The 21465-nt window shown below is 68.6% G+C and carries 17 protein-coding genes; 8 read left to right on the top strand and 9 right to left on the bottom strand.

Annotation, left to right across the window (positions count from 1 at the left end; all coding sequences use genetic code 11):
- Positions 1–11 precede the first annotated feature (11 nt).
- Both ABQE89_RS15165 and ABQE89_RS15160 read right to left on the bottom strand, forming a co-directional pair.
- Positions 12–2138 (bottom strand): amylo-alpha-1,6-glucosidase, encoded by a 2127-nt coding sequence (locus ABQE89_RS15165; RefSeq protein WP_448417908.1) that lies wholly within the window; start codon positions 2136–2138, stop codon positions 12–14.
- Complete coding sequence (locus ABQE89_RS15160; RefSeq protein WP_448418028.1) at positions 2135–3274, bottom strand: glycosyltransferase family 4 protein; 1140 nt, start codon at positions 3272–3274, stop codon at positions 2135–2137. The genes ABQE89_RS15165 and ABQE89_RS15160 overlap by 4 nt, the downstream gene beginning before the upstream one ends.
- A 220-nt stretch (positions 3275–3494) precedes the next feature.
- Here ABQE89_RS15160 and ABQE89_RS15155 point away from each other — a divergent pair, with 220 nt between their 5' ends.
- From ABQE89_RS15155 to ABQE89_RS15135, 5 genes are all read left to right on the top strand, one after another.
- Positions 3495–4967, top strand: coding sequence for a carboxyl transferase domain-containing protein (locus tag ABQE89_RS15155; protein WP_448417906.1), 1473 nt, complete (start codon positions 3495–3497; stop codon positions 4965–4967).
- 84 nt (positions 4968–5051) lie between these two features.
- On the top strand, positions 5052–5492 hold the full coding sequence (locus ABQE89_RS15150) for an Hsp20/alpha crystallin family protein (protein ID WP_448417904.1): 441 nt from the start codon (positions 5052–5054) through the stop codon (positions 5490–5492).
- Positions 5493–5601: 109 nt separating this feature from the next.
- Positions 5602–6270, top strand: coding sequence for a hypothetical protein (locus tag ABQE89_RS15145; protein WP_448417902.1), 669 nt, complete (start codon positions 5602–5604; stop codon positions 6268–6270).
- A gap of 25 nt (positions 6271–6295) precedes the next feature.
- The gene (locus ABQE89_RS15140; RefSeq protein WP_448418026.1) at positions 6296–7390 is read left to right on the top strand and encodes an epoxide hydrolase family protein; all 1095 of its coding nucleotides are present in this window, start codon (positions 6296–6298) and stop codon (positions 7388–7390) included.
- On the top strand, positions 7391–8770 hold the full coding sequence (locus tag ABQE89_RS15135) for an NAD(P)-binding protein (protein WP_448417900.1): 1380 nt from the start codon (positions 7391–7393) through the stop codon (positions 8768–8770). It abuts the gene before it with no gap.
- Positions 8771–8779: 9 nt separating this feature from the next.
- Here the strand turns inward: ABQE89_RS15135 and ABQE89_RS15130 are convergent, their stop codons facing one another.
- The 3 genes from ABQE89_RS15130 to ABQE89_RS15120 form a co-directional block, all read right to left on the bottom strand.
- Complete coding sequence (locus tag ABQE89_RS15130; protein WP_448417898.1) at positions 8780–10621, bottom strand: ABC transporter ATP-binding protein; 1842 nt, start codon at positions 10619–10621, stop codon at positions 8780–8782.
- Positions 10618–12555: an ABC transporter ATP-binding protein gene (locus tag ABQE89_RS15125; RefSeq protein ID WP_448417896.1), complete on the bottom strand. Its 1938-nt coding sequence runs from the start codon at positions 12553–12555 to the stop codon at positions 10618–10620. Before ABQE89_RS15125 ends, ABQE89_RS15130 begins: the two co-directional genes overlap by 4 nt.
- Positions 12556–12657: 102 nt before the next feature.
- Complete coding sequence (locus tag ABQE89_RS15120; protein WP_448417894.1) at positions 12658–14550, bottom strand: ABC transporter ATP-binding protein; 1893 nt, start codon at positions 14548–14550, stop codon at positions 12658–12660.
- A gap of 95 nt (positions 14551–14645) precedes the next feature.
- Here ABQE89_RS15120 and prrA point away from each other — a divergent pair, with 95 nt between their 5' ends.
- Both prrA and ABQE89_RS15110 read left to right on the top strand, forming a co-directional pair.
- Positions 14646–15356: a two-component system response regulator PrrA gene (gene prrA, locus ABQE89_RS15115; RefSeq protein ID WP_448418024.1), complete on the top strand. Its 711-nt coding sequence runs from the start codon at positions 14646–14648 to the stop codon at positions 15354–15356.
- Positions 15356–16705 (top strand): HAMP domain-containing sensor histidine kinase, encoded by a 1350-nt coding sequence (locus ABQE89_RS15110; protein WP_448417891.1) that lies wholly within the window; start codon positions 15356–15358, stop codon positions 16703–16705. The genes prrA and ABQE89_RS15110 overlap by 1 nt, the downstream gene beginning before the upstream one ends.
- Here ABQE89_RS15110 and ABQE89_RS15105 read toward each other — a convergent pair.
- The gene (locus ABQE89_RS15105; RefSeq protein WP_448418022.1) at positions 16702–17121 is read right to left on the bottom strand and encodes an FKBP-type peptidyl-prolyl cis-trans isomerase; all 420 of its coding nucleotides are present in this window, start codon (positions 17119–17121) and stop codon (positions 16702–16704) included. The two genes, ABQE89_RS15110 and ABQE89_RS15105, sit on opposite strands and share 4 nt — an antisense overlap.
- On the opposite strand from ABQE89_RS15105, the gene ABQE89_RS15100 reads away from it, so the two are divergent.
- On the top strand, positions 17108–18640 hold the full coding sequence (locus tag ABQE89_RS15100; protein ID WP_448417889.1) for a phytoene desaturase family protein: 1533 nt from the start codon (positions 17108–17110) through the stop codon (positions 18638–18640). The two genes, ABQE89_RS15105 and ABQE89_RS15100, sit on opposite strands and share 14 nt — an antisense overlap.
- Here ABQE89_RS15100 and ABQE89_RS15095 read toward each other — a convergent pair.
- The 3 genes from ABQE89_RS15095 to pdxH all read right to left on the bottom strand — a co-directional run bounded on the left by ABQE89_RS15095 (position 18637) and on the right by pdxH (position 21413).
- The gene (locus ABQE89_RS15095; protein WP_448417887.1) at positions 18637–19932 is read right to left on the bottom strand and encodes a citrate synthase; all 1296 of its coding nucleotides are present in this window, start codon (positions 19930–19932) and stop codon (positions 18637–18639) included. The two genes, ABQE89_RS15100 and ABQE89_RS15095, sit on opposite strands and share 4 nt — an antisense overlap.
- A gap of 93 nt (positions 19933–20025) precedes the next feature.
- A complete protein-coding gene (locus ABQE89_RS15090) occupies positions 20026–20676 on the bottom strand; it encodes a TetR/AcrR family transcriptional regulator (protein ID WP_448417885.1) in 651 nt (216 codons plus the stop codon).
- Positions 20677–20771: 95 nt separating this feature from the next.
- Positions 20772–21413, bottom strand: coding sequence for a pyridoxamine 5'-phosphate oxidase (pdxH, locus tag ABQE89_RS15085; protein ID WP_448418020.1), 642 nt, complete (start codon positions 21411–21413; stop codon positions 20772–20774).
- Between the last annotated feature and the right edge of the window lie 52 nt (positions 21414–21465).

The following is a 21465-nucleotide window of genomic DNA, read 5'->3' as shown; positions in this document are numbered from 1 at the left end:
CGACCCGACGATCAGTCCTGCTCGGTGATCACTTCCCAGTCGTCGGGCACCCCGCTGACCTTGACCACCCGGCCTTCGGCCTGCACATGGACGGTGGCGTCGCCGAGCGTCAGATCGGTGAGCGAGAGCCGTCCCCAGGACTGCGGAAGGCGCGGCGAGATCACGATGCGCCGCTCGGGCACATGCGGGTCCAGCCCCAGAAACGCGCGCACCAGCAGCAGTGGCGCCGCGCTCGCCCAGGCCTGCGGTGAACACGAGGTGGGGTAGGGCACCGGCGAGCGGAACTCCGAACGTGGGAAACCGCAGAACAATTCGGGCAGCCGACCGCCGAATGACGCCGCCGCGTCCAGCAGCCCGGCGGCCAGCCGGTCGGCCAGTTCCACCGCGCCCGGCACGTGCCGGTAGCGCATCAGCCCCGCGACGACGATCGCGGTGTCGTGGGGCCACACCGAGCCGTTGTGATAGCTCATCGGGTTGTAGGCGCCCATCGAGCTGGCCAGGGTGCGCAGGCCGAAACCGGAGTCCATGTCCTGGCTGGCCAGCCGTTTCACGATCGACTCGACGTGTTCGTCGGTGGCGATGCCCGTCCACAGGCAGTGGCCGACGTTGCTGGTCAGCGAGTCCACGGGGCGCTTGTCACGGTCCAGCGCCAGCGCGTACCAGCCCTTGTCGGGCAGCCAGAACGCGTCGAGGAACTTCGTGCGCAGCGTCGCAGCGCGATCGCGCAGCCTCTTGGCCGTCGCCGGCTCGTCGAACGCCTCGGCCAACTCGGCGCGGGCCAGCAGCGCCGCGTACTGATAGCCCTGCACCTCGCACAACGCGATCGGTGGCTCGGCGATCGCGCCCGCCGCGAAGTTGATCCCGTCGAAGCTGTCCTTCCAGCCCTGGTTGATCAGCCCGCGGTCGGTCGCCCGTCGGTATTCGATGAACCCGTCACCGTCGCGGTCGCCGTAGCGCGCGGCCCAGTCCAGCGCCGCGTCGGCGGCGGGCAGCAACGACCGCACCAGGTTCTCGTCGGCCCCCCAGCGCCAGGCCTCGCCGAGCAGCATCACGAACAGCGGTGTCGCGTCGACCGCGCCGTAGTAGACCGGCCCGCCGAGCACCGCGGCGCTCAGCGGCCCTCGTCGTAGTTCGTGCATGATCCGGCCGGGCTCCTCCTCGGTGACCGGATCCACCTGCCGGCCCTGGGTCTCGGCGAGCTGTTGCAGCGTGCCCAGCGACAGGCCGTGGTCCATCGGCAACGCCATCCAGGCCGTGAGCAGGCTGTCGCGGCCGAACAGCGTCATGTACCACGGCGCACCCGCCGCGACGAAGGGTCTCTTCTCACCGGCCTCGTCGTGGATCAACAGCGCGCCGAGGTCACTTTCGGTGCGCCGTAACACCTGCGCGAGCACCCGGTGGTCGGGGTCGACCTTGGTCGCGGTGCCCCGCCACGCCTGCAACTTCTGGGCGGGCGCGCTGGACTCGAAATGCTCGCCGCTGCGGAACCTGCTCTTCACGGATTGGTTCGACCACGTCGGCTGCGCGACGACCTCGGCCTGCCAGCGCTGACGCGGCGGTACGACCACCCGCCAGTGCAACGTCCCCGGCGCCACCGCCGGCCCCCCGGAGGCCGACACCACCAACCCGCGCACGTGGTCGTTGCGGTCCCGCAGCACGAGTTCGTCGTTGACGACGGTCATCTCGGCGCCGCCGAGGGCCGGCCGGCCCTCCTTGACCGCGAACAGGTCGGCGAAATCGGCGTCGGCCTGCAGCTCCAGCGAGACCACGGTCGGTTCGGTGCCCAGGTTGTGCAGGGCGATCGTCTCGCGCATGCCGTCGGCCACCAGCCGCTCACGAACCACCAGCAGGGTGCTGTCGGCCAGCCCGGCCAGCGGTGAGCGGCGCGAAACAAAATGCGCCGCAAACGCTTCCGGGATATCGACGGTCAGCGGTTCCAGTGGCCTGCCGTCGACACGCAACTCCCACCGGGACAGCACCCGCGAATCGCGGAAGAACAGCCCGTGCGAGCGGCCCTCCAGCACATCGCCGTGATGATCGGATCGGCAGAAGGTGGCCCCCTCCACCAGCGTCACGGTGTCACCACCGAAACCGAGGCTGGGAGGCTCACCGCTGTTCAGCGTCGACGGGATGCTCATATCCGCTCCCGCCTCGATGAGCCGGGGCTCACGATGCTGCGCATCGAGATCGCCCCGCGCGCGTCGGCGATCGCCGCGCGGAAGATGCTCTCATAGCCCGAACCGAACTGTCCCAGCCCGAAGTTCGCGGCCACATGACGCCGGCAGGTGGCCGGATCGATGGTCTGGGCCTTCGCGATGGCCTGCGGAAGTTCCTCGGGCCGATCGCAGACGAAGCCCGTCACCCCGTCGACGATCACCTCGGGCACCGCGCCGCCGCGCAGCGCCACCACCGGGGTACCGCAGGCCATCGCCTCGATCATCACCATCCCGAAGGGTTCCTCCCACTGGATCGGGAAGAGCACGCAGCGCGCACCCGCCAGCAGTTTGCGCTTGTCGTTCGCGTCGGCCTGACCGAAGACGTAGTCGTTCTCGGTGAGCCGCGGTCGGACGTATTCGTCAAAGTACGCCTGTTCGGCGGGCTCGTCGCACTTGGCGGCCAGCACCAGCGGGATGCCTGCCGCATGGGCGGCGTCCAGCGCGAGGTGGGCGCCCTTGTACGGCGCGTAGCGGCCGAGGAAAAGCGCGTAATCGCCCTTGTTGGCGCGGAACGGCCAGTCGTCGATACGCAGTGAATTGTGGACGCGGCCAACCCAGTTCAGGTCGGGTGCCAGTTCGCGCTGGCGGTCGCTGATCGCGATGAGGCCGACGTCGTCGCCGAGTTCGCGGTAGTACGGGTACAGGTCGTCGTCGATCGGGCCGTGCATGGTGACGACCGTCGGCAGGCCCAGCGCGCGGTAGCCGGCGGCGTTGAGCGGGCCGGCGAAGGTGTGCTCGTGGATGATGTCCACGCCCTCGGTCTCGGCGATGCGCTCGACGGCGCGGCGGGTCTTGAGCGCGTGCATGATCTCCGGATACGGCTGCCCGAGCCGATCGGGAAGGGTGCGATCCCACAGCGGGACGAACTCGGCGGCGGTGCCCGGCTCGCCGGCGCCCAGCAGGGTCACCCGGTGACCGCGCTTGGCCAGCACGTCGGCCAGGTCGGCCACGACGGCCTCGGTGCCACCGTAACCCTTGGGTGGCACGTCGAAATAGGGCGGCGCGATCAACACGATGCGCATGGGTTCGACGGCCCCGTCGGCGGTGGACTCGATCATCTCGACCTGGCGGGAGATGTCCTTGAAGTTGTTGCTGACCTCGCTATTCACTCTGTTGTTGACAACGTCGTTGCCGCTCACTCGCTCCTCCTTCGTGTCGTTATCCGTGCCCTCATGGCGGCATTAGCACTCTGGACTATCGAGTGCTAATTATGGCCTCTCGGTCGGCGGTTCGCCATCAGACGCGAGGCGCTGACCGCGCCCGCGTTAGCCTCATCCGGTGAGCCGGATCGGTGCCCTCCAGCTGCGCGACGCCGTGCTCGACGCCGGTTCGTTCCGCAGTTGGGACACCGAGCCCCTGCAGGTCGCGGCCACCGACTCGTACCGACGCGAGTTGGCCGCAGCGGCGGCGAAAACGGGCCTCGACGAGTCGGTACTGACCGGCGAGGGCACGCTTTTCGGCCGCCGCGTGGCGTTGGTGATGTGCGAGTTCGACTTCCTGGCCGGCTCGATCGGCGTGGCCGCGGCCGAACGCATCACCCTGGCGGTGCAGCGGGCCACGGCCGAACGGCTGCCGTTGGTGGCTTCACCGAGTTCGGGTGGCACCAGAATGCAGGAGGGCACAGTCGCATTCCTGCAGATGGTCAAGATTGCGGCCGTCGTCAACCTGCACAAGCAGGCGCACCTACCGTATCTAGTGTACCTCCGTAACCCGACTACCGGCGGCGTCTTCGCGTCCTGGGGGTCGTTGGGCCATGTCACCGCTGCCGAACCCGGCGCGCTGATCGGGTTTTTGGGCCCGCGCGTGTACGAACATCTCTACGGCGAACCGTTTCCGCCCGGCATCCAGACCGCGGAGAACCTGGAGCGCCACGGCGTCGTCGACGCGGTGGTCCCCCTCGAGACGTTGCGCGCGACGCTGGACCGCACGCTGCGGGTGATCACCGACCCACCTGACGCGCCGCCGCCGCTGCCCGACCCCGCGCCGGTCCCGGACGTGCCCGCGTGGACCTCGGTGCAGGCGTCGCGGCGGCCGGACCGCCCCGGCGTGGGGCACCTGTTGCGCTACGGGACGACCGACCGGGTGCTGCTGTCCGGCACCGGCGCGGGTGAGGCGGCCACCATGGTGCTGGCGTTGGCGCGATTCGGCGGTCAGCCCGCGGTGCTGCTCGGCCAGCAGCGGGCGGCGCTCGGCGGAATGGTCGGTCCCGCGGCACTGCGCGAGGCCCGCCGCGGTATGGCGCTGGCGGCCGGCCTCAAACTTCCGCTGGTGCTCGTCATCGACACCGCCGGACCCGCGCTGACCGTCGACGCCGAACAGGGCGGCCTGGCCGGCGAGATCGCACGCTGCCTCGCCGACCTGGTCACACTGGACACCCCGACCGTGTCGGTGCTGCTCGGACAGGGCAGCGGCGGACCCGCGCTGGCGATGGTGCCCGCCGACCGGGTGCTGGCCGGTCTGCACGGCTGGCTCGCCCCGCTGCCGCCGGAGGGAGCCAGCGCCATCGTCTTCCGCGACCTCGACCATGCCGACGAACTGGCTGCGGCCCAAGGCATTAGGTCCGCGGACCTGTTGAGACACGGAATCGTCGACGCGATCGTGCCGGAACATCCCGACGCGGCCGACGAACCGATCCAGTTCACCGAGCGGCTCTCGGCGACGATCGCCAACGAACTACACGCTCTGCACGCGCTGCCCGACCATCAACGGCTGACGATGCGGCTGGAGCGTTACCGGCGCATCGGGCTGTGAGGCTGCCTGATCGCCCGGGGCGCCGGAAATACAGACGATCTTGATGAAGTTGTCTATTACACAGAGTCGCTTCGACCTACGGAGGTGATGAACATGCTGAAGTTCGATCCGTTCTTTCGTGACGTCGACCGATTGACCCAGCAACTGTGGCGTGCCACGGTCGCGGGCGCGACGGCGTCGGCGCCGATGGACGCCTGGCGGGACGACGACAAGTTCGTCATCGAGTTGGATCTGCCCGGCATCGCGGCCGAATCCCTCGACGTCAACGTCGAGAACGGCATGCTGACCGTGCGCGCCGAGCGCCCCGAGCCGAAGGACGACCGCAACTGGTTGGTCGCCGAACGCCCGTACGGCACGTACCTGCACAGGCTGACGCTGGGTAACGCGGTCGATGTCGACAAGATCACCGCGGATTACGCCGACGGTGTGCTGCGGCTGACGATCCCCGTCGCCGAGGAGGCGAAGCCGCGCAAGATCGCGGTCGTGGCCGCCGATGAGCCGCGACAGCAAGCCATCAACGCGTGATCTTGCGGGGCGCGACCCGCCGGTCGCGCCCCGCGGTCGGCGTGTCGGAGCAGACCCACGGGTAGTGTTTGTGGTTCCGCCACGACCGTAACGCTCACCCCGGACGACAATGAGTAGTAGCCGTTCACCTCGCGATCACATCACCGCAGTCGTCACCGCGCACGGCGCGCTGACCGACGCGGTGGCCGAGGCGGCCGACCTGATGAGGGTTCACGGCCGCCGCGAATACGCTGCGCACCTCGACCATCACCGCGCCGAACTGAACGTCGCCATCGGCGAATTGGCCTTGTGGCTGGAGAGTTTCGGAGATCACCACCACGTCGATCTCGGCGACGGCCTGCACCCCACCGGACTGGACGCCGGCGTGGCCGACCGGTTGCGCAATCCGTTCGAGCTGGAGCTGTTGCATTCGCGGGAGGCACTCAAGGCCAGGCGGGCGAGCCTGCTGGCCGAACTGGCCACCGCCCGCGCGGCGCTGCACCTTGCCGGACTGCCCGCCGACGAGATGACCGCCTACCGTCGGGTGATCCGGCTGTGGGCCGGTGAGGCGATCGACGTCGTGGCCGCCGTGCACCGACTGGCGCTGGCCGACCGCTACATCCGCCGACTGGGCGGACTGCACGCCCACGACGAGGACACGCTGCGCCGCGACGGCGCCGCGTTGCTGCGCCAGTGGATGCAGGATCTGGAAAAGGTCGACCGCGACGGCGAACTCGCGCTCGCCGAATCATGCGGATACGGCGAACTCGTCGAGTGGTACCGCGCCGAAGCGGTCTGACCTGAGAGGATCGGGCATGGCCTCAATCCGTCCGTTCCGCATCGACATCGCCGACGCCGAGCTCGACGACCTCCGGTCGCGATTGGCCCGCACACGCTGGCCGGAGCCCGAAACCGTCGACGACTGGAGCCAGGGCATCCCGCTGGCCTACACCCGGGAACTGGCCGCCTACTGGGCCGACGGGTACGACTGGCGGGCACGCGAAGCCGCACTGAACCGATTCGACCAGTACACCACCGAGATCGACGGTGTCGACATCCATTTCATTCAGCAGAAGTCACCGCACGACAACGCCTTTCCGCTGCTGATCACCCACGGGTGGCCCGGCTCGATAGTCGAGTTTCACAAGGTGATCGAGCCGCTGACCGAGCGCGGCTTCGACGTAGTGTGCCCGTCGCTGCCGGGTTACGGCTTCTCGGGTAAACCGGCCGGCACCGGGTGGACCGTGGAGAGAATCGCCGCGGCCTGGGAGACGCTGATGGGCCGGCTGGGATATCAGCGGTACGGAGCGCAGGGCGGCGACTGGGGCGCCGGGGTCACCACGCAGATCGGCCGAAACGGCGGACGCTGCGTCGGCATCCACCTGAACATGCCGATGGGTTACCCGCCGCGTGACCTGACCGCACCGAGTGGCAAGGAGGCGGCGGCGCTCGAACGCCTCGCCCACCACCGCAAGTGGGGTACGGGCTACTCCAAGCAGCAGTCCACCCGCCCGCAGACGCTGGGCTACGCGCTGGTGGACTCGCCGGTGGGTCAGATGGCGTGGATCGTCGAGAAGTTCTGGGCCTGGACGGACTGCGACGGTCACCCGGAGAACGTGCTGTCGCGCGACGAACTGCTCGACAACGTGATGCTCTACTGGCTGACCGCCTCGGGCGCGTCCTCGGCACGGTTGTACTGGGAGAGCTTCGGCAGGTTCGGCGGCGGTGACCCGGTGCGGTTGCCCACCGGCGTCGCATCGTTCCCGATGGAGATCCTGGGCTCGTCGCGGTCCTGGTGCGAGCCCAACTACCACATCACGCACTGGACCGACATGCCGCGCGGCGGGCACTTCGCCGCGTTCGAACAGCCTGAGCTTTTCGTCGACGACGTGGGAGCGTTCTTCGATACCGTGCGTTGAATGGGGCGCACGATCGAGGCCGACTACCTGGTGGTCGGCGCGGGCGCGATGGGGATGGCGTTCACCGACACGATGATCGCCGAGACCGACGCGCGCGTGGTGGTCGTCGACCGCAACGACGCCCCCGGCGGGCACTGGACCACCGCCTATCCGTTCGTCCGGCTGCATCAGCCCTCGGCGTACTACGGCGTGAACTCCGCCGAGCTCGGCAGCGGCGCGATCGACGAAAGCGGCCTCAACGCAGGGTATTACGAGCTGGCCAGCGGGGCCGAGGTGTGCGCCTACTTCGACGCGGTGATGCGCAGGCAACTGCTGCCGACGGGGCGGGTCACCTACCTGCCGATGAGCGAGTACCTCGGCGACCGACGGGTCCGCACGCTGGGCGGAACCGACGTGGAGGTGACCGCCCGCCGCGTGGTCAAAAGCCATGTCGAGATCGTGGTTCCGTCGATGCGGGCACCGTCCTACACCGTCGCGGCCGGTGTCGACTGCGTGCCGCCCAACGCACTGCCCCGCCTGCAGAAGAGCCGGGACCGCTACGTGGTCGTCGGCGCGGGCAAGACCGCGATGGACGCCTGCCTGTGGTTGCTGCGACACGGCGTCGAGCCGGACCGGCTGACGTGGCTCAAACCGCGCGACGCGTGGACGCTGGACCGCGCGACCGTGCAGCCCGGCGGGCAGTTCGCCAAGCGGGCGCTGGCCGACTTCGCCAACCAACTCGCCGCGGTGCGCGACGCGCAGTCGGTGCCCGATCTGTTCGACCGGCTGGAGGCCGACGGCTGCCTGCTGCGCATCGACACCTCCGTGGAGCCCACGATGTACCGATGCGCGATCCTGTCGCAGGCCGAGCTCGAAGAACTGCGGCGCATCGACGACGTGGTGCGGCTGGGACACGTGCAGGCCGTCGAACCCGGCCGGGTCACCCTGGCCGACGGCGCCGTCGACATCGACGATGCCGCACTCTACATCGATTGCACCGCAGATGGTTTCAGTAAGAAGCCGCCCACGGCCGTGTTCGACGACGATCACATCGTGCTGCAGGCGGTGCGCACCTGCCAGCCGGCGTTCAGCGCGGCCGTCATCGCCCATGTGGAGGCGGCCTATCCCGACGATCAGACCCGCAACGCGTTCTGCGAGCCGGTGCCCTACCCGCACGAACCGCTCGACTGGCTACGGATGATGTTGGCGTTCAACAAGAACCAGCTGCGATGGTTCGCCGACCCGGACATGATGGCATGGGTCGACGCCGCGCGGCTCAACGTGCTGCACCACGTGACGACGGGGGTCAGTGAGCGAGCGCGCGAGCGGATCATCTCGATGCTCGGCACGCAGTTGCCCGCGGTCAACGACAAGCTGCAGACATTGCTGGCCGGCGCGTGAGGTCGCCAATCAGGCCAGCGACTCCACCCAGGCCCGGTGCAGCGCCGCGTAGTGGCCCCGCCCGTCGGCGATGAGATCGGCGGGTCGGCCGTCCTCGACGATGCGGCCGTGCTCGAGCACCAGAACCCGGTCGGCGATCTGCACCGTGGACAGCCGGTGGGCGATGACCAACGCGGTGCGGTCGGCCAGCACGGTCTCCAGCGCCCGCTGCACCATCCGCTCGCTGGGAATGTCCAGCGACGACGTCGCCTCGTCGAGGATCAGCACCGCGGGATCGGCCAGGAAGGCCCGTGCGAACGCGACCAGTTGACGCTGGCCCGCCGAGAGGCGGCCGCCGCGCTTGGCGACGTCGGTGTCGTAGCCGTCGGGCAGCGAATCGATGAAACCGTCGACGCCCACCGCAGCGGCGGCGGCCGCCACCTCGGCGTCGTCGGCGTCGGGCCTGCCGAACCTGATGTTGTCGGCGATGGTGCCGTCGAACATGAAGTTCTCCTGGGTGACCATCACCACGTGCCTGCGCAACTCCGACTGCGACACGTCGCGCAGGTCGACACCGTCGAGCGTGATCGAGCCCGACGTCGGATCGTAGAAGCGGGCGATGAGCTTGGCGATCGTCGTCTTGCCCGCCCCCGTGGTGCCGACCAGCGCCACCGTCTGACCGGCAGGCACCTCGAGGGTCAGCCCGGGCAACACCGGCCGACCGGGCACGTACTCGAACTGCACACCGTCGAAGGCGATCTCGCCGCGCACCCGGTCCAGGGCGACGGGGCGCTCGGGGTCCTTGATGCCGGGGCGCTGCGCCAGCACGCCGGCCAGTTTCTCCAGCGCCGAGGCGGCGGACTGGAAGGTGTTGAAGAACTGGCTGATCTCCTGCATCGGTTCGAAGAACATCCGCAGGTAGAGCAGAAAGGCGGTCAGGGTGCCGATCGTCATCCGGTCGCTGAGCACCAGGTAGCCGCCGTAGAGCAGCACCACCCCGGTGGTGATGTTGCCGACCAGTTTGACCCCGGGCATGAAGATCGCCAGCAGCCGGAAGGTCTTCTCGTTGTCGTCCTTGTAGCGGTCGGCGATGTCCTCGAAGATCTGCTGGTTACGCGGTTCGCGGCGGTAGGCCTGCACCGCCTTGATACCGGTCATGGTCTCGACGAACTGCACGATGACCAGCGCGGCACTCTCACGCACCTTGCGGTAGGTCCTGGCCGACTCCTCGCGGAACCACCACACCAGCGCGACCAGCACCGGGAAGGCGCCCAGGCACATCAGGCCCAGCCGCCAGTCCAGCGTCACCAGCAGGATCGCGGTGCCGAACAGGGTGAGCACCGCGGTGACCAGGCTGTCGAAACCGGTTTCCAGCATGTCCTGGATGGCCTCGACGTCGTTGGTGGACCGGCTGACCACCCGGCCCGACGTGTAGCGCTCGTGGAAGGCGATGTCGAGGCGCTGGAAGTGCCGGAACACCCGGCGCCGCAGTTCGAGAAGCACCTTCTGCCCGATGCGCCCGGAGCGGCGCAGAAAGAACATCCTGCTGGTGGCCTGGACCAGCACCACCACACCCAGCGCCGCGACGATCATCAGCAGCGTGTGCGCGGGCCCGCCCTCGGCGATCGGCGGGATGCCGTGGTCGATGCCGCGCTGCACGAGAAGTGGAACCGAAAGGCGGGCAAGGTTTTCCACCACGACCACCAGGGCAAGAAACGCGACCGCGATGCGGTAGGGCCGCAGCAGCGACCAGAGCAGCAACCGCGCCTCGCGTCGCCGCGGCACGCTCTCGTCGATCGGCACATCCTCGGGCTGCTCCTCGTCGAACCGCCCCCGCCAGTTGGTGTCGGTCCGGCCCGCCGCGGTGGTCATCGGCCCTCGGATTCCGTGGTGACGAACCGCTGCGTCACGCGATCGCGGTCCAGCGCCTCCTGCTCCTCGTAGGCCAGGCTCAGCCGGCGGCGGTCCCGGATGTCCTGCCAGGCGCCGACGCGTTCGGCGCCGTCGTCGAGTTCGTCGTCGGCGGCCAGCAGGTAGCGGTACTCGGGGACGGTCGCCAGAAGCTCGGCGTGCGTGCCGATGTGGGTGATGGTGCCGTACCCGTCGACCTTCTCGAGCAGCGCGACCTTGTCGGCGAGCAGCACGGTCGAGGCCCGGTGGGCGACCACGATCGCGGTGACGTTGTGCAGTACCCGGCGCAGCGCCTCCTCGACGACGGCCTCGGTGTGCACGTCGAGCGCCGACAAGGTGTCGTCGAGCACGAGGATCCGCGGTGCCGCCAGAATCGCCCTGGCCAGCGAAAGCCGTTGGCGCTGACCGCCCGACAGGCTCATGCCCTGCTCGCCGATGCGGGTGTCCAGGCCGAACGGCAGGTCGTAGACGAACTGCGCGGCCGCGATCTCGATGGCCTGCGCGAGTTCCTCCTCGGTCGCCTCCGGGCGTCCGAGCGTCAGGTTCTCGGCGACCGACATCGAGAACAGCGTCGGGTCCTCGAACGCGGTGGCCACCGTCTTGCGCAGCGCGGTCAGCGATAGTTCGCGGATGTCGCGCCCGTCGATGCGGATCGCGCCCTCGGTGACGTCATAGAGCCGCGAGATCAGCGCGGCCAGCGCCGTCTTGCCCGATCCGGTCGACCCGACCAGCGCCAGCGTCTCCCCTGGTTCGACGGTGGCGGTGACGTGCCGAAGCGCCCAATCATCCGACGCCGGGAAGCGGAAGCCCACGTCGACAAGTTCCAGCCGTCCGGTGCTGGGGGGTTCCTCAACGGGTCCGTCGACGATGTCCCTTGGCGCGTCGAAGATCTCGGCGATCCGGTTGGCGGCGGTGAACGACTCCTGGGTCATCGACAGCAGAAACCCCAGCGACGCGATCGGCCACACCAGCGACAGCATCATCGTGATGAACGCGACCAGCGTGCCCATCGTCACGTAGCCGTGGCCCGCGGCGTAGGCGCCGAACCCGAGCACCACGATCAGCGTCAGGTTCGGGATGATCTCGAGCAGCGTCCAGAACTTCGCCGACACCACCACCCGGTTGACCTGAGTGTCGTAGAGGTTGGTGAGCTGCTCGTCGAACCGGTCGTAGACGTAGTCCTCGCGGCCGAACGACTTGACCACCCGCAATCCGAGCGCCGACTCCTCGACATGCGTTGCGACGTGCCCGGACTGGTCCTGCGCCAGCCGCGACAGCCGGGTGTATTCACGCTGGAAGTGCAGCACGGTGCCGGCGATCGGCACGATCGACACCAACACGACTACGCCGAGCGGCCAGTACATCGCGAGCAGTATCGCGGTGATGACGGTGATCTGCAGGGCGTTGAGCAGCAGGAAGAGCAGGCCGAACGACATGAACCGGCGAATTGTGCCGAGGTCGTTCATGATTCGCGACAGCAGCTGACCGGACTGCCAGCGGCCGTGGAAACTCATCGGCAGGATCTGCAGCCGGGCGTAGAGGTCTTTGCGGATGTCGGCCTCCACCCCCATCGTCGCGCGTGCGGCCAGCCAGCGGCGGATGAACCACAGCACCGCCTCGCACACCCCGACCCCCATGGCCGCGCTGCCCAGCAGCCACAGCCCCCGCTGGTCCTGCTCGCGCACGGGCCCGTCGATGACGGCCTTGGTCATCAGCGGGATGGTGATGGTGGCGGCGAGGCTGGCGATGGCCACGGTGATCATCGCGGCCCACCGCGCCCGGTACGGCAGCAGGTACGGCAGCAGCCGCCACAGGTCCGAACTCGCGCGTGGGCGCTCGGGTGGCGGTGCGATGGCGGGCGCGAAGCGCAAGGCATGGGCGGCGCGATCGGTCACTTAGTCAATCTTCCCACGCCGAGCAATCGGTTAACCCTTCCGCGAGATGCACGTTAACGAGACAAAGTGCGAGTAGGGCCCTCGCTAACGTACGTTTCGCGGTCATGCGGCGGTGCTCTCGCGGGCGTCGCGCTCGCCGAACTGTGTCTGGTAGAGCTCGGTGTAGCGGCCGCCGCGGTCCAGCAGTTCCTCATGGGTGCCGCGCTCGACGATGCGCCCGTCCTCGACGACGAGGATCAGGTCGGCGGCGCGCACCGTGGACAGCCGGTGGGCGATCACGATCGACGTCCGGCCCGCCAGCACCTCGTCGAGCGCCTGCTGCACGGCGGCCTCCGACGACGAGTCCAGCGATGCGGTGGCCTCGTCGAGCACCACCACCCGCGGCGAGCCCAGCAGCAGACGCGCGATGGTGAGCCGCTGCCGTTGCCCACCGGAGAGCCGGTAGCCGCGCTCACCCACCACGGTGTCGAGTCCGTCGGGCATCGCGGCGATGACGTCGGCCAGCCGGGCGCGCGTCAGCGCCTCCCACATCTGCTCGTCGCAGGCGTCGGGAGCGGCCAGCCGCAGGTTGGACCGGATCGACTCGTGGAACAGATGCCCGTCCTGGGTGACCACCCCGACGGTGCGCTGAAGCGACGTGAACGTCACGTCTCGCACGTCGACTCCGCTGAGCGTGACGGCACCCGAATCGACGTCGTAGAGCCGGGCGATCAGCGACGCGATCGTCGACTTGCCCGCCCCCGAGGAGCCGACCAGCGCCACTACCTGACCCGGCCGTGCAGTGAACGAAACACCATGCAGCACTTCCTCTCCGCCGCGGGTGTCGAGCACCGCGACCTCCTCCAGCGAGGCCAGCGACACCTTGTCCGCCGACGGATAGGAGAACCGCACATCGCGGAACTCGACGGTGACCGGGCCGTCGGGCACGTCCACGGCGTCGTCGCGCTCCCGGATCAGCGGCACCAGGTCGATCACCTCGAAGACCCGCTCGAAAGACACCAGCGCGCTGGCGATCTCGACGCGCGCGTTGGCCAGCGCTGTCAACGGCGCGTACAGCCGGGTCAGCAGCAGCGCCAGCGCCACGATCGAGCCCGCCTGCAGGTGCCCGCCGATGGCCAGCCACCCGCCCAGCCCGTACACCAGGGCCAACGCCAGCGCCGACATCAGCGTCAGTGAATTCATGAACACCGACTGCAGCATCGCCGTTCTCACCCCGATGTCGCGCACGCGGTCTGCCCGCACGGCGAACTCGTGTGATTCCGTGGCCGGGTTGCCGAACAGTTTCACCAGTGTCGCGCCGGGCGCCGAGAACCGTTCTGTCATCTGGGTATTCATCGTCGCGTTGTGGACGGTCTTCTCACGCGACAAGTCGGCCATCCTGGTGCCGATGCGGCGGGCAGGCACGATGAACAGCGGCGTCAACAACAGCGACAGCACGGTGACCTGCCATGAGATCGACAGCATCACCGCGAGCGTCAACGTCAGCGTCACGACGTTGGACACCACCCCGGACAGCGTGTCGGAGAACGCCCGCTGCGCACCGATCACGTCGTTGCCCAACCGGCTGACCAGGGCGCCGGTCCGGGTGCGGGTGAAGAACGCGACCGGCATCTTCTGCACGTGGTCGAACACCGCGGTGCGCAGATCGAAGATCAGCCCTTCGCCGATGTTCGACGACAGCCACCGGGTCAGCAGCGTCACGGCAGCCTCGGCGACGGCGACCAGCGCGATCACCGCGGCCAGAAACACCACCACGCGGGGCGGGCCACCGTCGACGATCTCGTCGACGACCTTGCCCGCCAGTAGCGGCGTCGCCACGGTGAGCAGCGCGCTCACCACGCTGACCGCGACGAACGCCCACAGTTTGCGGTGGTGGCGGGCGGCGAACCGCCAGATGCGGCCCGCCAGGGCCCGGCTGGCCACCGAGCGCAGGTCACCGCCGCGGGACCGCGCCTGGCGGTACAGCGTCTGCCGCGCGACTGTTTCGATGTTCATGCCCGTCACCGTAGAACCTCAACAAAACATGAGGTCAATTGTTCCGGTGCGTCATCTCGGTGGCTTCCCGCGGTTCGCCCGTCGTTTCAGGCAAGATTGAGGGCATGGACAGTGCTGCTGCATCGCCCCGGGTGCTCGTGGTCGACGACGACCCCGACGTGCTCGCCTCGCTCGAGCGCGGCCTGCGGCTGTCCGGGTTCGACGTGGCCACCGCGATCGACGGCGCCGAGGCCCTGCGTAGCGCGACCGAAACGCGCCCGGACGCGATCGTGCTCGACATCAACATGCCGGTGCTCGACGGGGTCAGCGTGGTCACCGCGCTGCGCGCGATGGACAACGACGTGCCGGTCTGCGTGCTGTCGGCGCGCAGTTCGGTCGACGACCGGGTCGCCGGCCTGGAGGCCGGGGCCGACGACTACCTGGTCAAGCCGTTCGTGCTGGCCGAGCTGGTGGCCCGGGTCAAGGCGCTGCTGCGCCGGCGCGGTTCGACCGCGACGTTCTCCAGTGAAACCATCCAGGTCGGCCCGCTGGAGGTCGACATCCCGGGCAGGCGGGCCCGGGTCAACGGGCAGGACGTCGATCTGACCAAACGCGAGTTCGACCTGCTCGCGGTGCTGGCCGAACACAAGACCGCGGTGCTGTCGCGGGCCCAGCTGCTCGAACTCGTGTGGGGCTATGACTTTGCCGCGGACACCAACGTCGTCGACGTGTTCATCGGCTACCTGCGCCGCAAGCTCGAGGCGGGCGGTGCCCCGCGGCTTCTGCACACCGTTCGCGGCGTGGGGTTCGTGCTGAGAACCCAGTAATGAGCCTGCTGTCGCGGATCTTCCGCCGGACCCCGTCGCTGCGCACCCGCGTCGCCCTGGCCACCGCGATCGGCGCAGCGATCGTCGTGGTCATCGTCGGCACCGTGGTGTGGATCGGCATCACCAACGACCGCAAGGAACGCCTGGACCGCCGACTCGACGAGGCCGCGGGCTTCGTGATCCCCCTGCTGCCCCGCGGCCAGCTCAGCGAGATCCCCAAGTCGCCCAACAGTCAGGACGCGGTCATCACGGTGCGCCGCGGCGACGAGGTGACGTCGAACTCCGACGTGGTGCTGCCGCAACTGGAATCGGGCTACGCCGACACCTACGTCGACGGTGTGCGCTACCGGGTGCGCACGGTGGACATCCCGTACTTCCCCGGGCCGATGTCGGTGGCGGTGGGTGCCACCTACGACGCCACCATCGCCGACACCAACAACCTGCACCGGCGGGTCATCATCATCTGCGTGTTCGCCGTCGGCGCCGCGTCCGCGTTCGGCTGGGTGCTGGCCGCGTTCGCGGTCCGGCCGCTCAAACGCCTGGCCCAGCAGACCCGCCAGATCGACACCGGCGACGAGGACCCCGATGTCGATGTGCGGGGTGCCACCGAGGCCGTCGAGATCGCCGAGGCCGTCAAGGGCCTGGTCGAGCGGGTGTGGAGCGAGCAGGAGCGCACGAAGGCCGCGTTGGCGTCGGCGCGGGATTTCGCCTCGGTGTCGGCGCACGAACTGCGCACCCCGCTGACCGCGATGCGCACCAACCTCGAGGTGCTGTCCACCCTGGACATGCCCGAGGAGCAGCGCAAGGAAGTGGTCAACGACGTCATCCGCACCCAGTCGCGGATCGAGGCGACGCTGGCCGCGCTGGAACGACTGGCGCAGGGCGAACTGACGACGTCAGACGACCATGTGCCCGTCGACATCACCGAACTGCTCGACCGCGCCGCCCACGACGCCATGCGGGTCTATCCCGACCTGGAGGTGTCGTTGGTGCCCGCGCCGACGGTGATCATCCTCGGCCTGCCCGCGGGCCTGCGACTGGCCGTGGACAACGCGATCGCCAACGCCGTCAAACACGGCGGGGCGACGCGGGTGCAACTCTCGGCGGTCAGCTCACGTGAGGGCGTCGAGATCGCGATCGACGACAACGGCGTCGGCGTCCCCGAAGAGGAGCGCTCGCTGGTGTTCGACCGGTTCTCCCGCGGCTCGACGGCCTCGCACTCGGGTTCCGGGCTGGGACTGGCCCTGGTGGCGCAGCAGGCCGAACTGCACGGCGGCACAGCGACTTTGGAGGAAAGCCCGCTCGGCGGCGCCCGCCTGCAGCTGCGGCTGCCGGGGGTGCGGGATTAGCGGGTGGCCAGCAGGTCGATGACGAAAATGAGCGTCTTGCCCGACAACCGGTGTCCGCCGCCGGCCGGGCCGTAGGCCTGTGCGGGCGGGATGACCAGTTGGCGGCGGCCACCGACCTTCATCCCGGGGATCCCGTCCTGCCAGCCCTGAATCAGGCCCCGCAGCGGAAACTCGATCGACTCGCCGCGGTTCCACGAACTGTCGAATTCCTCGCCGGTGTCGTATTCGACTCCGACGTAATGCACCTCGACGGTGCCACCGGCCACGGCTTCCGCGCCGTCGCCGACCACCAGATCCTTGACGACCAGGTCGGTAGGGGCGGGGCCGTCGGGAAATTCGATCTCGGGCTTCTGCCCTGAACTTGAAGTCACCGAAGACAGCGTAGTCGGGCAGACTGGTTCGATGTCGGGCGACATCGTCATCGTCGGCGGCGGACACAACGGGTTGGTGGCCGCGGCGTATCTGGCGCGCGCGGGTCGACGAGTGCAGGTGCTCGAGCGCCTCGACCACGTCGGCGGCGCGGCGGTGTCCGCGCACGCGTTCGACGGTGTCGACGCCCGGTTGTCGCGCTACTCGTATCTGGTGAGCCTGCTGCCCCGGCGCATCGTGGAAGACCTCGGGGCTCGGGTGCGACTGCTGCGCCGCCGCTATTCGTCCTACACACCCGATCCGAGAACCGGGGGCCGCACGGGCCTGCTGATCGGGCCGGAGTCGACGTTCGACGCGGTCGGCGCCGGCGGGGACCGGGCCGGGTTCGACGAGTTCTACCGTCGCTGTGGCGCTGTCACGTCGAAGATGTGGCCGACGCTGCTGCAGCCGCTGCGCACCCGCGAACAGGCCCGCCGCCTGGTGGGCGACGACCGCGCGTGGCGGTTCATGGTCGACGAGCCGATCGGGCAGGCCATCACCGCGTCGGTGTCCGACGACGTGGTTCGCGGTGTGATGGCGACCGATGCGCTGATCGGCACGTTCGCCCGCACCGACGACCCGTCGCTGATGCAGAACGTCTGCTTCCTCTACCACCTGCTCGGCGGCGGCACCGGCGACTGGGACGTGCCGATCGGCGGCATGGGCGCGGTCACGGGCGCGCTGGCCGCTGCCGCCACCGGATTTGGCGCTGAGATCATCACCGGCGCAGAGGTTTACGCCGTCACACCAGACGGTGAGGTGCGTTACCGCCGCGGAGATGACGAGCACGTGGTGCATGCGGGACATGTGCTGGCGAACGTGACACCGGCGGTGCTGGCCCGGCTGCTCGGCGAGCCGGAGCCGCCGACCGCGCCGGGCTCGCAGGTCAAGGTCAACCTGATGCTGCGGCGTCTGCCCCGCCTGCGCGACGAATCCGTCACCGCGGAGCAGGCTTTCGGCGGGACGTTTCACATCAACGAGACGCTCACCCAACTCGACAGCGCCCATACCTGCGCGGTGCGCGGCATGGTCCCCGATCCGCTGCCGTGCGAGATCTACTGCCACTCACTGACCGATCCGACGATCATGTCCGAAGCCCTGCGCGCGGCCGGTGCGCAGACGATGACGATCTTCGGGCTGCACACCCCGCACCGACTGGTCGCGTCCGATGACTCCGGCCGGATGCGCGACACTCTGACCGAGGCCGTGCTGAATTCGCTGAATTCCGTTCTGGCCGAGCCTGTTCAAGACATCGTGATGCGGGATGGGTTGGGCCGGCCGTGCATCGAGACCAAGACCACCGCAGACCTGGAGGCCAGTCTGGGCATGACGGCAGGCAACATCTTCCACGGCGGGTTGGCGTGGCCGTTCGCCGAGGGCGACGCACCGCTGGACACCCCCGCGCGCCGCTGGGGTGTGGCGACCGCACATGAGCGAATCCTGTTGTGCGGCTCGGGCGCCCGGCGCGGCGGCGCGGTGTCGGGCATCGGCGGGCACAACGCCGCGATGGCGGTTCTCGAGAGCTAGCGGCTGCCGGTGGCGACGTAGTCGCGTGCGGTGTAGCCGGTGTAGATCTGCCGCGGCCTGCCGATCTTGCCGCTGCCCTCGTCGTGCATCTCCCGCCAGTGCGCGATCCAGCCGGGCAACCGGCCGAGCGCGAACAACACGGTGAACATCCGCGTCGGGAAGCCCATCGCGCGGTAGATCACCCCGGTGTAGAAGTCGACGTTGGGGTACAGCTTGCGCTCGATGAAGAAGTCGTCGGTCAGCGCGACCTCTTCGAGCGACTTCGCGATGTCGAGCAGGTCGTCGTCGCCGCCGAGCTTGCCGAGGATCTTGTCGGCCTGCTCCTTGACGATGCGCGCCCGCGGATCGTAGTTCTTGTAGACCCGGTGGCCGAAGCCCATCAGCTTCACACCGTCTTCGCGGTTCTTGACCCGCTTGACGAAGTCGTGCACGTCGCCGTCGGCCTGGCGGATCTTCTCGAGCATCTCCAGCACGGCCTGGTTGGCGCCGCCGTGCAGCGGCCCCCACAGCGCGTTGATGCCGCCGGAGATCGAGGTGAACAGGTTGGCCTGCGACGAGCCGACCAGCCGCACCGTCGACGTCGAGCAGTTCTGCTCGTGGTCGGCGTGCAGGATGAACAGCATGTCGAGCGCGCGCACGACCTCAGGGTCCACCTCGTAGGGTTCGGCGGGCAGCCCGAACGTCATCCGCAGGAAGTTCTCGACCAGCGTCATCGAGTTGTCCGGATACAGGAACGGTTGCCCGACGGACTTCTTGTAGGCGTACGCCGCGATCGTCGGCAGCTTGGCCAGCAACCGGATCGTGGACAGTTCCACCTGCTCGTCGTCGAACGGGTCGAGGGAATCCTGGTAGTAGGCGCTCAGCGCGTTGACGGCGCTGGACACCACCGGCATCGGGTGCGCGTTGCGCGGGAAGCCGTCGAAGAACCGCTTCAGGTCCTCGTGCAGCAGAGTGTGCCGCTGGATCTGCCCGGTGAACTTCTCCAACTGCTCCTTGGTGGGCAGTTCGCCGTAGATCAACAGGTAGCTGACCTCGATGAAGTTCGACTTCTCGGCGAGCTGCTCGATCGGGTAGCCGCGGTAGCGCAGGATTCCGGCGTCACCATCGATGTAGGTGATGGCGCTCTTGGTGGAGGCGGTGTTGACGAAACCCTCGTCGAACGTGGTGTAGCCGGTCTTGGCGAGCAGCGAACCCAGCGCGATGCCGTCGGCCCCCTCGGTGGCCTTGACGACGTCCAAGTCCAACTCACCACCGGGGTAGCTAAGGGTGGCGTGCGAGTCGTTGTCGGCCACGTGAATCCCTTCTACGTCGCAAGGAATGCGGAGTCTGTCCCTCAAAAGGTAGTCGTATGGGCGCCGTCTCGCCCGCGGGGGGTCATCTGTCGCTCACACGGCCCGCGCAATGCTCGGAGTAAGGCCCGTGAAGTCGGCGAATGTCTCCTCCAGCCGATCGATCGCGGCGTCGATGCTCACCTGCGACCAATGGCGCGCCTCGGCGGTCAGATCGGTCAGCGCGGTCGCGATGATCGAGCCCCACACCGCCGCGATCAGCTTGAGTCTGCGGTCGCCGAGGTCGACCCCCATCCGCTCGGCGAGAGCGGCGTCGAGGGCGTTGTCGCGGTAGTCGAGGGCGGCCTGGCGCAGCCCCGGCGAGGACATCACGATCCACGCGATGCGCATCAGCCGATCGGCCGACAGCTCACCGTGCGGCGCATGCTTGGCGGCGTGGGCCATCGAGACATGCGCCCTGAGCAACGCCTCGATGTGATTCATCTGGGCTGGTTGACGCGCCAGTTCGACCGCCGTCTTGTCGAGCACCTCGTCGACCAGGGCCAGCGCGATGGCCTCCTTGGTCGCGAAGTAGCGGCTGAACGTGCGGGGGGAGACGTCGGCGATCGCGGCGATCTGCTCGACGGTGGTGCCGTCGAAACCCTGCCGGTCGCACAACTCGACGGCAGCGTCGATGAGGGTGGCGCGGGTGCGCTGCTTCTTGCGCTCACGCAGTCCGGGAACCGCTCCCCCCCTGAGGTCACTCACGACCGCGATGCTAATTCGCGAAGCTAAGAGGCGACTTAGAAAATGGCAACTTCAGACAGTTTGCTAAATCAACAACCCGCCGCAATTGCCCCGCCTCAGGGCTGAAGCCGCTCGACGCGTCCTCCGGCGACGCGGATCCTGTTGTGCAGACGGTCTTCCCGCCCTTGCCAGAACTCCACGACCTCGGCCGTGATCAGATATCCGCCCCAGTTCGGCGGCACCGGCACCTCGTCCAGCCCGGCGAAGCGTTGCTCGACCTCGGTCAACTGCCCCAGCAGCGCCTCGCGTGAGTCGATCGGGCGCGACTGGTAGGACGCCCACGCGCCGAGCTGGGACCCGCGTGGCCGCATCGCCCAGTACTCGGCGGTGCGCTCGGCCGCCACCTTGCTGACCGCACCGCGCACGTGCACCTGGCGACCGAGCAGAAACCACGGGAACGTCGCCGACGCGTAGGCGGTGCCGGCCAGGTCGTTGCCCTTGGCGGAGTCGTAGTTGGTGAAGAACGTGATGCCGGTCAGATCCACGCTCTTGCACAGCACCGCGCGGGTGACGGGCCTGCCCTGCCCGTCGACGGTGCCGAGCACCATCGCGTTGGGTTCGGCCACCCCGGCGCGCTCGGCGTCGGCCAACCACTTGCGCAACAGGACGACCCAGCCGGTCTGCGGGTCCGGGCCGAGCCAGTCGACGTCCAGGTCTGGGCTGCCGTCTTTTTCCACCGAGCCGTACTCCACCCGCATCCTCGCCAAGTGATCGTCGTCGAACGCCACCACGGGCCAACGCTACGCCTAG

The sequence above is a fragment of the Mycolicibacterium sp. XJ1819 genome (assembly GCF_053483675.1).
This window is presented reverse-complemented; position numbering and strand designations above follow the sequence as displayed.